Source organism: Streptomyces sp. NPDC057654 (assembly GCF_042800135.1).
GTDB lineage: Bacteria > Actinomycetota > Actinomycetes > Streptomycetales > Streptomycetaceae > Streptomyces.
This window is the reverse complement of the sequence record NZ_JBHVHQ010000175.1, coordinates 1-12,319: the sequence shown is the minus strand read 5'-3', so window position 1 is coordinate 12,319 and position 12,319 is coordinate 1. Positions and strand designations below refer to the sequence as shown.

12 protein-coding genes and 3 pseudogenes are annotated in these 12,319 nt (G+C 69.5%); 5 read left to right on the top strand and 10 right to left on the bottom strand.

The genetic code is table 11. From position 1 onward, the window contains the following. The coding region (locus ACFU99_RS16080) for an amidohydrolase family protein (protein WP_384391676.1) at positions 1 to 337 on the bottom strand (337 nt) is incomplete at its 3' end. A gap of 274 nt (positions 338 to 611) precedes the next feature. Between ACFU99_RS16080 and ACFU99_RS16075 the strand changes: the two genes are divergently transcribed. Continuing rightward, positions 612 to 1,409 carry an IclR family transcriptional regulator gene (locus tag ACFU99_RS16075; RefSeq protein ID WP_384391673.1) on the top strand — a complete coding sequence of 266 codons (798 nt, stop codon included), beginning with the start codon at positions 612 to 614 and terminating at the stop codon, positions 1,407 to 1,409. A 76-nt stretch (positions 1,410 to 1,485) separates the two neighbouring features. Here the strand turns inward: ACFU99_RS16075 and ACFU99_RS16070 are convergent, their stop codons facing one another. Further along, positions 1,486 to 1,758: a DUF5955 family protein gene (locus ACFU99_RS16070; RefSeq protein WP_384391670.1), complete on the bottom strand. Its 273-nt coding sequence runs from the start codon at positions 1,756 to 1,758 to the stop codon at positions 1,486 to 1,488. A 459-nt stretch (positions 1,759 to 2,217) separates the two neighbouring features. Between ACFU99_RS16070 and ACFU99_RS16065 the strand changes: the two genes are divergently transcribed. Continuing rightward, the gene (locus ACFU99_RS16065) at positions 2,218 to 2,838 is read left to right on the top strand and encodes an NTP transferase domain-containing protein (RefSeq protein ID WP_384391667.1); all 621 of its coding nucleotides are present in this window, start codon (positions 2,218 to 2,220) and stop codon (positions 2,836 to 2,838) included. A gap of 143 nt (positions 2,839 to 2,981) precedes the next feature. After that, entirely contained in the window at positions 2,982 to 4,613 is a 1,632-nt protein-coding gene (aceB, locus tag ACFU99_RS16060; RefSeq protein ID WP_384391664.1) for a malate synthase A, read from the top strand. Positions 4,614 to 4,640: 27 nt separating this feature from the next. On the opposite strand, the gene ACFU99_RS16055 is transcribed toward aceB, so the two are convergent. Next, a complete protein-coding gene (locus ACFU99_RS16055) occupies positions 4,641 to 4,988 on the bottom strand; it encodes a hypothetical protein (protein WP_384391661.1) in 348 nt (115 codons plus the stop codon). 243 nt (positions 4,989 to 5,231) lie between these two features. On the opposite strand from ACFU99_RS16055, the pseudogene ACFU99_RS16050 reads away from it, so the two are divergent. After that, positions 5,232 to 5,431 (top strand): annotated as a pseudogene (locus tag ACFU99_RS16050) (IS5/IS1182 family transposase); the annotation flags it as partial. A gap of 87 nt (positions 5,432 to 5,518) precedes the next feature. Here ACFU99_RS16050 and ACFU99_RS16045 read toward each other — a convergent pair. Genes ACFU99_RS16045 through ACFU99_RS16035 form a run of 3 tightly spaced genes read right to left on the bottom strand, consistent with a single transcriptional unit; the run spans position 5,519 to position 7,517 of the window. Then, the gene (locus tag ACFU99_RS16045; RefSeq protein WP_384391658.1) at positions 5,519 to 5,671 is read right to left on the bottom strand and encodes a hypothetical protein; all 153 of its coding nucleotides are present in this window, start codon (positions 5,669 to 5,671) and stop codon (positions 5,519 to 5,521) included. Continuing rightward, positions 5,668 to 6,597, bottom strand: coding sequence for an SDR family NAD(P)-dependent oxidoreductase (locus ACFU99_RS16040; RefSeq protein WP_384391655.1), 930 nt, complete (start codon positions 6,595 to 6,597; stop codon positions 5,668 to 5,670). Before ACFU99_RS16040 ends, ACFU99_RS16045 begins: the two co-directional genes overlap by 4 nt. Before the next feature lie 14 nt (positions 6,598 to 6,611). Next, the gene (locus ACFU99_RS16035; RefSeq protein WP_384391652.1) at positions 6,612 to 7,517 is read right to left on the bottom strand and encodes an oxidoreductase; all 906 of its coding nucleotides are present in this window, start codon (positions 7,515 to 7,517) and stop codon (positions 6,612 to 6,614) included. Between the two features lie 65 nt (positions 7,518 to 7,582). Here ACFU99_RS16035 and ACFU99_RS16030 point away from each other — a divergent pair, with 65 nt between their 5' ends. Further along, positions 7,583 to 8,200 (top strand): TetR/AcrR family transcriptional regulator, encoded by a 618-nt coding sequence (locus ACFU99_RS16030; RefSeq protein WP_384391649.1) that lies wholly within the window; start codon positions 7,583 to 7,585, stop codon positions 8,198 to 8,200. Here the strand turns inward: ACFU99_RS16030 and ACFU99_RS16025 are convergent. The 4 genes and pseudogenes from ACFU99_RS16025 to ACFU99_RS16010 form a co-directional block, all read right to left on the bottom strand. Continuing rightward, a pseudogene (locus ACFU99_RS16025) lies at positions 8,183 to 8,423 on the bottom strand (transposase); the annotation flags it as partial. The gene ACFU99_RS16030 and the pseudogene ACFU99_RS16025 sit on opposite strands and share 18 nt — an antisense overlap. Before the next feature lie 9 nt (positions 8,424 to 8,432). Next, positions 8,433 to 8,573 (bottom strand): annotated as a pseudogene (locus ACFU99_RS16020) (IS5/IS1182 family transposase); the annotation flags it as partial. Between the two features lie 126 nt (positions 8,574 to 8,699). Beyond that, on the bottom strand, positions 8,700 to 10,589 hold the full coding sequence (locus ACFU99_RS16015; protein ID WP_384391646.1) for an alpha-L-fucosidase: 1,890 nt from the start codon (positions 10,587 to 10,589) through the stop codon (positions 8,700 to 8,702). Positions 10,590 to 10,766: 177 nt separating this feature from the next. Beyond that, entirely contained in the window at positions 10,767 to 12,227 is a 1,461-nt protein-coding gene (locus ACFU99_RS16010) for a nucleobase:cation symporter-2 family protein (protein ID WP_384391643.1), read from the bottom strand. Between the last annotated feature and the right edge of the window lie 92 nt (positions 12,228 to 12,319).

Sequence of the window (12,319 nt, the reverse complement as noted above, 5' to 3'; positions counted from 1 at the left end):
GTTTGACCAGCAGGTGATGCGGGGTGGTGGTGGGCGGGACGCTGTTGAGGGGCATGTCGACGAGGGTGGTGACGCCCCCCGCGGCGGCGGCGCGGGTGGCGGTGCGGAACCCCTCCCACTCGGTGCGGCCGGGGTCGTTCACATGCACGTGGGTGTCGACGAGACCGGGGAGGAGGGCGGCGTCGCCGAGATCCTCGGTACGGGCGCGGGGCGGGGCGGCGGTGTCGTAGGGCAGTACGTCCGTGATCCGGCCGGCGGCGACGGCGACGGCCGCGGGGCGCGTCCCGTCGGGTGTGACGACGCGTCGCGAGCGGAGCAGCAGTTCCGTTTCGGGCATCCGGTCCCCTGTCTCGTCTATCTCCCGTTGTTCTCTTCGCTTCTCTTCGCTTCTCTTCGCTGCTCTTCAGTTCTCTTCGCTGCGGCGTTCTTCAGTTCTTCAACGTTCTGTTGAATCCGTGCGCTTGGGGCGCAGTCTCCAGTCGACACCCGAACCCGTCAAGACCCCGACCGACACACGGGCTCTGACCGGCCACAACGGCTTCCGCACGGCCGGTACGGAGATCGCTCCGGGCCGGTAGGCTGCTGTCACCCGTCCCGGAAGGACCCGTCTCGTGCCCTCGTCCGCCGAGCCCAAAACCGCGCCCACCGGAGGCGTGCAGTCGCTGGAGCGCGCCTTCGATCTGCTGGAGCGGATGGCAGACGCCGGCGGCGAGGTCGGGCTGAGCGAGCTGGCCACCAGCAGCGGCCTGCCGCTGCCGACGATCCACCGGCTGATGCGCACGCTCGTCGCCTGCGGCTACGTGCGCCAGCAGCCCAACCGCCGCTACGCCCTCGGCCCGCGCCTGATCCGGCTCGGCGAGAGCGCGTCCCGGCTGCTCGGCACGTGGGCCCGCCCGTATCTGGCGCGGCTGGTGGAGGGCACCGGCGAGACCGCCAATATGGCGCTCCTCGACGGTGACGAGGTCGTATACGTCGCGCAGGTGCCGTCGAAGCATTCGATGCGGATGTTCACGGAGGTCGGGCGGCGGGTGCTGCCGCACTCCACCGGCGTCGGCAAGGCGCTCCTCGCCCATGCCACCGACGACGAGGTGCGCGCGCTCCTCGCCCGTACGGGCATGCCGGCCGCGACCGAGAAGACGATCACGACGCCCGAGGGCTTCCTCGAAGCGCTGGGCCAGGTCCGCGAGACGGGGTACGCGGTCGACGACAACGAACAGGAAGTCGGCGTCCGCTGCCTGGCGGTCCCGGTGCCGGACTCCCCCACCGCCACCGCCATCTCCATCTCGGGCCCGGCGGGCCGCGTCACGGACGCCGCGACGGAGTCGATCGTGCCGCTGCTCCAGAAGGTGGCGGGCGAGCTCGCGACGGAGCTGACGAGTACGGGTACGGAGCAGGGCCGACGGTCCTGACGTACCGTCACCGGCCCCCTTCCACGCCTGGTCGGGGGCCGATGCGTCGCATGGCGGCGGTCGCGGAACGGCGGCGTCAGCCGCCCTGTTGCGGACCGGCGCGCCGACCGCAGAGGTCGACCGCGTCGCGGACCTCCCGCAGGGCCGGGGCCAAGGCGCTCACCGAACCCAGGGCTCCCGCCACCAGGAGCAGGGAGCGGTGCAGCCGGGGCTGCTCCAGCTCACCCGTACGGGCCATCGCGGCCAGCACCGCCAGTTCATCCTCGGCCACGGCCCGGTCCGACAACTCGGCCGGGTGCACCGCGAGTTCACGCCGGAGCCGCGATACGGCGACGCCCAGCCCTCTCACCCTCGGGTCCGCACCGGCACCGACCCTCCGCCTCTGCTCCACGACTACGGCGCCTTCCACCCGCACGGCGCCCGAAGGCACGCCCTGCCCCGTCCGTTGACTTACCGGCACAGTCCTCCCCTTCGTGCTCGTCGACTCCCGCGCGCGCTCCACGAGTTGCGTGGAGCGTGCACGTGACCGCGGATCAGTTAACGCCACTTTGCGTGCGACACGCCACACTCTGAGCGAAAATCAGACCGCAGAAGGGCCGCCCGAGAGTGAAGCGAAGGCCACGGCTTGCCCCCGTCACGCCAGACGCCGCACCGCGCCGGACGGTGACGGGAGAACCCACGCAGCGTGATCACGGCCGCCGGACTTCGGCGCGAAGCCGTTGACGGGGGCACCATTTGAGCCCGTACGGAAGGCGGGTCCGTACGGACGTACGAGCATACGGACGGCTGCATGCGGTATGCAGGGACCATGGCACGTACGACTGAGGACGAGCGGACATCCGTGGCCGGGCTGCTGCTGGCCGCGGGCGGCGGGCGCAGGCTCGGGGGCCGGCCGAAGGCGCTGCTGGAGCAGCGCGGCACACCACTGGTGGAACGGGCGGCACGGGAACTCCTGGCGGGCGGCTGCGCGCCGGTGCGGGTGGTGCTGGGCGCGGCGGCCGAGCGGGTACGGGCCCGTACCGACCTGGCCGCGCTGACCGGGCACGAGCCGCTGGTCAACCCCGACTGGGCACAGGGCATGGGGTCTTCGCTGCGTGTCGGGCTCCGTGCGCTGGAGGACAGTGGGGCGTCGGCGGTCCTGGTAATGCTGGTGGACCAGCCGGGGATGGGGGCCGCGGCGGTGGCGCGAGTGCTGGCGGCGCACCGGGCGGGTGCGGATCTGGCGGCCGCTTCCTACGACGGGCGGCGTGGGCACCCGGTGCTGTTCGGTGCGGAGCGCTGGGCGGAGGTGGCGGCGAGCGCGACGGGCGACCGCGGGGCGCGCGCGTATCTGCGGGCGCACGCCGAGGAGATCACTCTCGTGGAGTGTGCGGACGTCGCCGCGCCGGATGACATCGATACACCGGAGGACCTGACGTTGCTGGAGTGAGCGTCGGCTGCCACCGGGGCGTCCCGCGGGGCAACATCAACAAGCCATTGAACTTCCACCATGAGAAAACTATTCTCCACTGGACAGAAGTACCACTGGCCAGAAGTGTCATGGCATCAGGCCGCACGAAGGAGTGACAGCTCATGTCCGCGTCAACGCCGCCGCCTCCGCCGGCCGCCGCTGTCCACGCCGAGCCCCTCCCCCGCCAGGAGGAGGTACTGACGGACGCGGCCCTCGCCTTCCTCGCCGAACTGCACCGCCGCTTCACGCCGCGCCGCGACGAACTGCTGGCCCGGCGCGCCGCGCGCCGCGCGGAGATCGCCCGTACCAGCACGCTGGACTTCCTGCCGGAGACCGCGCACATCCGCGCGGACGACAGCTGGCGCGTCGCCCCGGCGCCGACCGCGCTGGAGGACCGGCGGGTGGAGATCACCGGGCCGACCGACCGCAAGATGACGATCAACGCGCTGAATTCGGGCGCCCGCGTCTGGCTCGCCGACTTCGAGGACGCCACCGCGCCGACGTGGGAGAACGTCGTACTCGGCCAGCTCAATCTGATCGACGCCTACGAGCGGCGCATCGACTTCACGGGACCGCAGGGTAAAGAGTACGCGCTGCGACCGTCGGAGGAACTGGCGACCGTAGTGGTGCGGCCGAGGGGCTGGCACTTGACGGAACGTCACCTGACGGTCGACGGCTCAGCCGTGCCCGGCGCGTTGGTCGACTTCGGCCTCTATTTCTTCCACAACGCGCGACGCCTGATCGCCGCAGGCAAGGGCCCGTACTTCTACCTCCCCAAGACCGAGTCGCACCTCGAAGCACGACTGTGGAACGACGTATTCGTCTTCGCGCAGGACTTCCTGGGCATCCCGCAGGGCACCGTGCGCGCCACCGTCCTGATCGAGACGATCACCGCCGCGTACGAGATGGAGGAGATCCTCTACGAGCTGCGGGACCACGCTTCCGGGCTCAACGCGGGCCGCTGGGACTATCTGTTCTCGATCGTCAAGAACTTCCGCGACGGCGGGGCGAAGTTCGTCCTGCCGGACCGCAACGCGGTGACGATGACGGCACCGTTCATGCGCGCGTACACGGAGCTGCTGGTCCGTACGTGCCACAAGCGCGGGGCGCACGCGATCGGCGGCATGGCGGCGTTCATCCCGTCGCGCCGCGACGAGGAGGTCAACAAGGTCGCCTTCGAGAAGGTCAGGGCCGACAAGGACCGCGAGGCGCGCGACGGCTTCGACGGCTCCTGGGTCGCCCACCCCGACCTGGTGCCGGTCGCCCGCGCCTGCTTCGACGCGGTACTCGGCGACGCCCCGCACCAGAAGCACCGGCTGCGCGAGGACGTCCACGTCACCGCGCCCGAGCTGATCGCCATCGACTCCCTGGACGCCGCACCGACCTTCGAGGGCCTGCGCAACGCCGTCCAGGTCGGCATCCGCTACATCGAGGCCTGGCTGCGCGGCCAGGGCGCCGTCACCATCTTCAACCTCATGGAAGATGCCGCCACCGCCGAGATCTCCCGCTCCCAGATCTGGCAATGGATCAACGCCGGCGTCGAATTCGACTACAACGGCCAAACCATCCAAGCCACCGCCGCCCTGACCCGAGAAGTAGCCGCCGCCGAACTGACCTCAATCCGCGACGAAATCGGCCCAGAAGCCTTCACCACCGGCCGCTGGCAACAGGCCCACGACCTACTCCTCACCGTCGCCCTGAACGAAACCTACGCCGACTTCCTCACCCTCCCGGCATACGAACTCCTACGCTGAGCCGCTGCCCTGTTCCACGAGCAGTGCCTATCCGCAGTCGCCCAGGACCGGCCCCGAGTCGACAGGCGAGTACGTGGCGTACAGCAGAAAGAGCTCAAGCGGAATCGTCAGCACACCGGCCCACGCACCGATATGGGCCACGATTCCCAGCTTCGCCTCCGCCAGCCGGACACCGCGCCGCCGGAGCCGCTTGGCGAGCAGCACACAGACGACAACCGCCGAAATCCCGATCACCGGCCCCGCCCACGCGGCCACATACTCCATCTTCGGAAAGGGCAACCGCCGACACGCCGCCTGCTGCCGATCGACCCAGTCACTGTCGATCCCCTGCACCTGCCACGACGTGACCACCCCGACAACAGTCGCAAACGGCACCCACAACGTAGCTATCAGGGTTCCAAGCGCACTCGAACGCCGCTGCCCTCTCGGGCGTACCTGGTGCGTCTCTACATCTGTGTCCATACCCCGCCCCCCGATATTTGCTAGATCAGCTTAAGGGCTCGCAGATAAACAACGTGCTGCCCTTCATCGCAATGACCTGCCGTATCAAGTCGCGGAGCGCGCAACTTATTTATCTGCACGTCCTAAGAGTCCCTAACACCATGAGGTGAGTCTGGGCTGGTAGCGGAGCTGCACGCCGCCTCCCGGCTGGGCTGGTCCCGCTGCGTGGTGGACTCCAGCCACGTGCGGGCGCTGAAAAAGGGGGCTCCAGACGGGTCCGTCGCCGATCGACCGGGGCCCGGCGCGGATCCAAGCACCACCTGATCACCGAAGGGCACGGCACCCCGCCGGCGGTGATCCTCACCGGCGTCACTCGACGACGTGACCTGTGACGGTGTGGTGGGTGGCGGAGAAGGGGGCGAAGGCTTGGCCCAGCGCTTGGACGTACTCGTCGAGCGGCACGGTCATGGGCGGCAGGCCGGTGACCGAGGAGAAGTCGAGGGTCGCTGAGTCGCTGTAGACGAGGGAGGGAGGCGGGTGAAGTCCTTGAGGTCGGCGATGTCGGCGTAGCGGCCCATCAGCTCGCTCAGTTCGATGCGGTCGGCGAGCGTGCTCATGAAGGACTCCCTGTTGACTCGGGTGCGGGCGTGGGCGCGGGTTTCGGGTTCCGGGACCGGTGGCTCATCGCGAGGATGCCGTCCATCAGCCGGGTCGGCAGGAAACGGGCGAGGGGGATGATGAAGGCGGCATCCCTGCCGAGGGTGTACCGGGCGCGCGGGCGGGGCGTGGTCGCCACCCTGGCGATCTTGGCCCCCGCCTTCGCCGCAGGTACGGCGCGTTCCAGGAAGGCGGTGTTCGACGACACCGTCGCGTTGATGAGGTCGCCGTAGAGACGCTGGTGCTCGGCGTTCATCCCGGCGGCGAGTTCGAGGGAGATGTCACCGCTGCGGGCGGCCATCTCGGTCCGGACGCCGCCGGGCTCGACGACGACCACCTGCACACCGTGCGCCGAGACCTCGCGGCGCAAGGAGTCGCTGGCCGCTTCGAGGGCGAACTTGGTTCCCGCGTACGCCCCGAAGAGGGGCAGCGCGGCCACCCCGCCCACGGAACTGATGTTGACGATCCTGCCCCGGCTCCGCCGCAGGAGGGGGAGGAGCCTCTGGATAGCGGCGATGTGCCCGAAGAGGTTCACCTCGAACTGCTCGCGCCACACGGTAAGGGGCAGCACCTCGACGGGAGCGTTGATCTCGATCCCCGCGTTGTTGACCAGGGCACGCAGGACGCGTTGCTCGGGGTCGTCGGCGATCCGCCGGGCCAGGGCCTCGATGTGTTCCGGGACGGTGATGTCCAAGGTAACCGGTTCGACGCCGTCGGCCCGGACGGCGTCCGCCTCGCTGTCGGTGCGTACCCCGGCGAGGACGTGGTAGCCCATCGCGGCGAGGGCCTGCGCCGTCGCGGCTCCGATGCCCGACGAGGCGCCGGAGACGACGATGAGTTCGTTCTTCTGAGTGTTCTTCCGCAGGTCTTTCCGTGGACGGGCCACAGCGGCGGTTCCTTTCACGAGGCAGGGGGCGTAGGCGCATCGAGGGGGAAGCACGTGCCGGTCAGTTCCTCCGACACCTCCCACAGCCGCCGTGCCGCCGAGCCGTCATGTGCTCGGGTGGCCCGTCCGGCCGGCGTCGGCGCACCGCGCATGCCCCACAGCCGGTCGGGGCCGACATAGCTGTCGCCGGGGAGGTCCGCGGTGGCGGCGTAGAGCGTGGGCAGGGCGCCGGCCTCGGCGCTGTGGGCGACAAGCCCGACGAGGAGTCTCTCGACGCCGTAGCCGAGGGAGGGTTTCTCCTCCGCTCGCATCAGGTTCGTCGAGGAGATGCCGGGATGCGCCGCCATCGAGATGACGCGTGACCCCGCGCGGCTGAGTCTGCGCTGGAGTTCGGCGGCGAACAGGAGGTTGGCCGGCTTGGACTGCGCATAGGCGGCGTTCGGCCGGTACGGCCTGCGCTCCCACTGGAGGTCGGAGAAGTCCAGGGAGCCGATTCGATGCCCGAGCGAAGCCACCGTCACGACCCGCTCCTTGATGCGCGGAAGGAGCAGGTTCGTCAGGGCGAAGTGGCCCAGATGGTTGGTCCCGAACTGCGACTCGAAACCGTCCGCGGTCCGGGAGAGCGGCCCCAGGGAGAGGCCGGCGTTGTTGACCAGCAGATCGACGGGGCCCGGAAGGCCGTGGGCGAACGCCCGGACGGAGGAGAGGTCGGCGAGATCGAGGGCACGGACCCGGACCGGGCCCGTCATGGTCGCCGCCGCCGCTTCCCCCTTCTCCTGATTGCGTACAGCCAGGACCACCTGCGCACCGCGCTCGGCGAGAACGCGGGCGGTGACGAGCCCGATACCGCTGTTCGCGCCGGTGACGACGGCGGTGCGGCCGGTCAGGTCCGGAAGGTCGGCGAGGGAGAATCTGGACACACCACGAGAGTAGTCAGCGACAACATTGTTGTCAATGGAAACATTGAGCCGAGTAGGCTGGCCCCATGCCTGACACCACCGAGCAGCGGCCCTACCACCACGGGAATCTCCGTACGGAGCTCCTCGACGCGGCAGAGCGCAGCCTGAGGGCCCACGGCATCGAGCAGCTCTCCCTGCGGGACCTGGCACGGGACATCGGCGTGAGCCACGCGGCGCCCCGCCGGCACTTCGCGGATCGCCGTACACTGCTGGACGCCCTCGCGGAGTCGGGGTTTGTCCGCCTGGGCGCGCGGCTGCGGGCCGCGGTGGACGAGATCGACGACGAGGGCGACCTGCCCGCTCGCCTGCACGCGTTCGCGTGGGCCTACGCCCGGTTCGCCACCGAGAACGCCACGCTGACCGAACTGATGAACTCCAGCAAGTACCGCCCGGGGGCGACCGCAGTCGCCGAGGCCGCCGCAGCCGCGTTCGGGCAGATCACCGACCTGATCGAAGAGGGCCAGGCGCACGGCGAGTTGGAGGGGGGCGACCCGGAGGACGTCGGGCTCATCATCTACGCCACCGTCCTGGGGATCACGTCCATGGTCAACAGCGGCATGATCGAGCCGGGACGGCTCGAAGGGCTCGTGGACAACGCGGTGTCGCAGTTCCTGCGAGGTGCCTGTCCCACAGGGCCGCGCTGACCTGGCCGCAAGATCGTGTCCCGCCTCCGCTCCCCCTGACCGACGGCGCTCGCTGCCGCGGGTGGGCGGGATGGCGTCGAGCAGGGGGATGAGCTGGGCGACATCGCTGCGGTTCCCGCCGGTCAGTACGACCGTGAGCGATGTGCCACGCCCCGTCCGTGATCAAGTGGTGCTTCGAGCCGGCCCGGCCCCGGTCGACCGGCGACGGCCCTGTGTGCTCCCCTTAGAACTCCTAACAAAGCGAGAGGTTCTTCAGTCGTCGCCAGCAGATGATTGTGCAGGCCAGACCGAGGAAGGCTTCGTGGATGTCGTCGCGGATCTCCCAGCGGATGCGTAACCGGCGGAACCAGTGCAGCAGCGCGAAGCTCTGCTTCTTCGTGCATCAGTAAGCAACCCCACAACCACCCACATTCCAGGACCACTTTGTTAGGAATTCTAAGCGAACCCCGGCGCCCCCTCTTGAGGCACCGGGGCCCACTCCGCTGGGGCGGGTGATTGGTCAGTGGCGGTAGAGCTGAGTGGCGGGGACTATTTCCTGGGGTTGGTTGGGGCTGGACCAGAGGAGTTTCATGGTGGCTTCGCCGGTCTGTTCGGTGTGTTCTACGCGGATGGCGTATTTGTGGCCGGCGCGCAGGGGGACGGATGCCTTGTCGATCGTGGCGTCGTGCGGCTTGGTGTTGTCGATGACCAGGCGGCCGTCGATCCAGACTCGGGCGGTGTCGTCGGAGACGGTGGTGAAGGTGTACGTGTCGCTGAAGCGCGGTTGGATCGAGCCGGTCCAGCGGGTGGAGAAGTGGTCGGCGGGGATGCTCGGGGCGGGTGAACCGCTGAATTTCCAGGCGTAGTTGATCGTGCGATCGATACGGGTCAGCGCGGGCGGGCCGCTGAGCGTGTCATTGGCGAAGATGTCAGCCCGCAGTCCGCTGCCGTGGCCCCTCGGCGCGGACCTCGGCGTCCTGACGGTCAGTTCGATCACCGTGGCGGTGGGATTGGCCGGGCCTCCGGACGGGGTGAGGTCGTAACCGCCCTTTACCTGCTCGACCTTGACGGGCTGTCGGCTGCCCAGCACCCGTGCCCCCGTCACCCTGAACGGAGCCCTCGCCGCCAAGTGCAGCGGCTTTCCGGCAGCCGGCCAGTCCGTCACCGTCGCGTAGAGCTTGTCGCCCGCGCCGGAGCGGGAGCGGCTGACCGCGCCCCAGGACGGTTCCTCCACGAGACCGGCGTACCCGGCCCCGTACACCGCCCTGCCCTGTCCGGCCGTACGCAGCCACTGCCCGACGTCGTGCAGCCGATCGAGGGAGGGCTGCGGAACGCGGCCGTGCTTGTCGGGGCCGACGTTGAGGAGGTAGTTGCCGCTGCGACTCGCGGTGGCGAGGAGGTTGCGGGTGATGGTGGCGGAGGACTTCCAGTCCTGGTCGTACTTGGCGAAGCCCCAGTGCCCGTTGAGCGTCATGCAGCTCTCCCACAGCTGGCCGTCCACCGGCGCGGCGGGGATCTCCTGCTCGGGGGTGCCGTAGTCGCCGTCGGTCACGCGGCGCTTGCCGACCCGGTTGTTGATGATGAGTTTCGGGTCGAGGCCGCGCAGATACGACTCCAGGGACTCGCCGTCGCGGGCGGTCCAGGGGTTGTTCGGGTTGTCGGTGTCCCACTCGCCGTCGAACCAGAGCAGCGCCGGGTCGTACCCCTTGACCAGCTCCTTGAGCTGGGCGTACATCCGTTTCCGGTACTTGGGGAAGGTCGCCGGGTCGGCGAAGTCGGGGTCGTGCCAGTCCCAGATCGAGTAGTAGAAGCCGAGCTTGATGCCGGCCCGGTCGGCGGCGGTCTTCAGTTCGCGCATGATGTCGCGGCGCTTGTCGAAGGCGGAGTGGTCCCGCAGGTTCCACTTGTTCACCTTGGTGGGCCACATCGCGTAGCCCTCGTGGTGCTTGGCGGTGATGACGATGTACCGCTGCCCCGCGTCCTTGGCGGCCTTGACTATCGCCTTCGCGTCGAAGCCGGCCGGGTCGAAGGCGCTCGCCTGCTTCTCGTACGCGCTCATCGGAATGGAGCACTGCCGCTTGATCCACTCGGCGTCGCGGCAGACGGTCCCATCCGGCCGCCGGTACTCGCCCTCCAGGTTGGAGTACGCGCCGAAGTGGATGAACATCCCGAACCGGTCCTGCCGCCACCAACTCGTGCGGTCGGACGTGAAGGGGTCGTCCACCGCGAAATTCGCACCGGGGCCGGTGGTCGGTTGTTGACGCGCGGGGTCGGCTTCCTGGGCGGGACGAGACGTGGCCGCGGCTGCCGGCAGTGCTACGGCCAGCAGCGCGACAGCGAGCAGCGGCGCGAACACGCGCGCTCCCCGCACGGATCGGTGACGGGGCGGTCTCGTGGGCTTCGTACGCATGGCGGCTCCTGGACTGGACGGTGGGCGTGCAGGAGGGCCGGCCGGCCGCGTACGGAACTTAGGGCCGCTAAAGGTGGGATGTCAACGGGGAGTTCGGGGTGGATTCCGGCGGTCCATGGGGAAGCTGGCGATTACACATCCGATGTATCTGTGGGCGTACGGGCCTCCGCACCCGCCTCAGCCCGTCACCGGAACCGACGGTTCCACCGCTCCGGCCGCCCCAGCCGCCCCCTCCCCCTCCCCGCGCCGCCTCCCGAAGTGATTGAAGACGAGGTTGAGCACGACGGCGGTGAAACACCCGGCGCTGACCCCCGAGTCCAGAATGATCTTCAGGCTCTCCGGAATGGCGGCATTGTCGTAGAACGTCCGGGAGATCACCGGAATCATGCCCATGCCGAGCGACGTGGCGACGATCAGCAGGTTGTCGGCCTTCTCCAGCCCCGCCCCGAGCAGCACATTGACGCCGCCGGCCGCGACGGTGCCGAACAGCACGATGCCCGCGCCGCCCAGCACCGGCTGCGGCACGACGGCGATCAGCGAGGCGAAGACCGGGCTCAGACCCAGCACGATGAACATCACGCCGCAGGCCGCCACGGTGAACCGGCTGCGCACCCTGGTGATCGCCACGAGCCCGATGTTCTGTGCGAAGGCGCTGTTGGCGAAGCCGTTGAAGAGCGGGCTGACCGCGGAGGACAGGGTGTCCGCGCGGAGCCCGGCGGCGATGGTCCGCTCGTCCGCCGGGCGGCCGACGATCACGCCGAGCGCCAGCATGTCCGCCGTGGACTCCGTCATGCAGACCAGCATGAGGATGCACATCGAGATGATCGCGGAGAGCTGGAATTCGGGGCCGCCGAAGTGGAAGGGCGTCGGGAAACCGACGAGGCCCGCCTGGCGCGTCGCCGCGAAGTCGACGGCCCCGGCGGGGATCGCGATCAGCGTGCCCGCCACCAGGCCGAGCAGTATGGCGATCTGCTGGAAGAAGCCGCGCAGCACGCGCCGCAGCACCAGCACGATCACCAGCGTCGCCGCCGCCAGCGCGAGGTTGGTCATCGGCGTGGGCCGCTCCGGGTGGCCGCCCTGAATCCAGCCGAACGACACCGGCAGCAGCGTGATCCCGATGAGCGTGATCACCGTGCCGCTGACGATCGGCGGGAAGAACCGTACGAGCCGGCAGAAGTACGGGGCCAGGAGGAAGCCCAGCGCCCCGGCGACGAGTACGCCGCCGAAGACGACGGGCAGGGCGTGCGCACGGTCGTCCTGGGCGTCGACGATCGCGATCATCGGGGCGACGCCCGCGAACGAGACGCCGTTGACGAACGGCATCCGCGCGCCGACCCGCCAGAACCCGAGGGTTTGCAGCAGCGTCGCGATGCCCGCGGTGAACAGGGCCGCGCTCACCAGGAACGTGAGGTCGCGGGGTGAGAGACCGACGGCCGCGCCGAGCACGAGCGGCGGCGCGACCACCCCCGCGTAGCTGGCGGCGACGTGCTGCAACCCGCTGGCCATCAGCTTGCCGGGTGGGAGCAACTGGTCTACGGGGTGCGGCGGTTCCGTCCTGGCGTTCCGCCATCGCCATCGTCGTTCCCGTGGCTGTCGGCGGCTGGTGCCGCGCTTGCTGAACCTGGGCGCTGACGCCACGGCGGTTCCTCCTGTCGTTTGTCGTGCCGCCGATGGCACGGTTTCAGGGAGGCGGTGCGGAGAGTGTGCGTACGGGCGGGACGGGGCAGGCC

What these genes read in the sequence shown, in the direction of transcription:
- ACFU99_RS16065 (WP_384391667.1), top strand. Translation starts at nt 2,218, where the DNA reads ATGGCACGTACGACTGAGGACGAGCGGACATCCGTGGCCGGGCTGCTG.
- aceB (WP_384391664.1), top strand. Translation starts at nt 2,982, where the DNA reads ATGTCCGCGTCAACGCCGCCGCCTCCGCCGGCCGCCGCTGTCCACGCC.
- ACFU99_RS16045 (WP_384391658.1), bottom strand. Translation starts at nt 5,671, where the DNA reads ATGAGCACGCTCGCCGACCGCATCGAACTGAGCGAGCTGATGGGCCGC.
- ACFU99_RS16030 (WP_384391649.1), top strand. Translation starts at nt 7,583, where the DNA reads ATGCCTGACACCACCGAGCAGCGGCCCTACCACCACGGGAATCTCCGT.
- ACFU99_RS16015 (WP_384391646.1), bottom strand. Translation starts at nt 10,589, where the DNA reads ATGCGTACGAAGCCCACGAGACCGCCCCGTCACCGATCCGTGCGGGGA.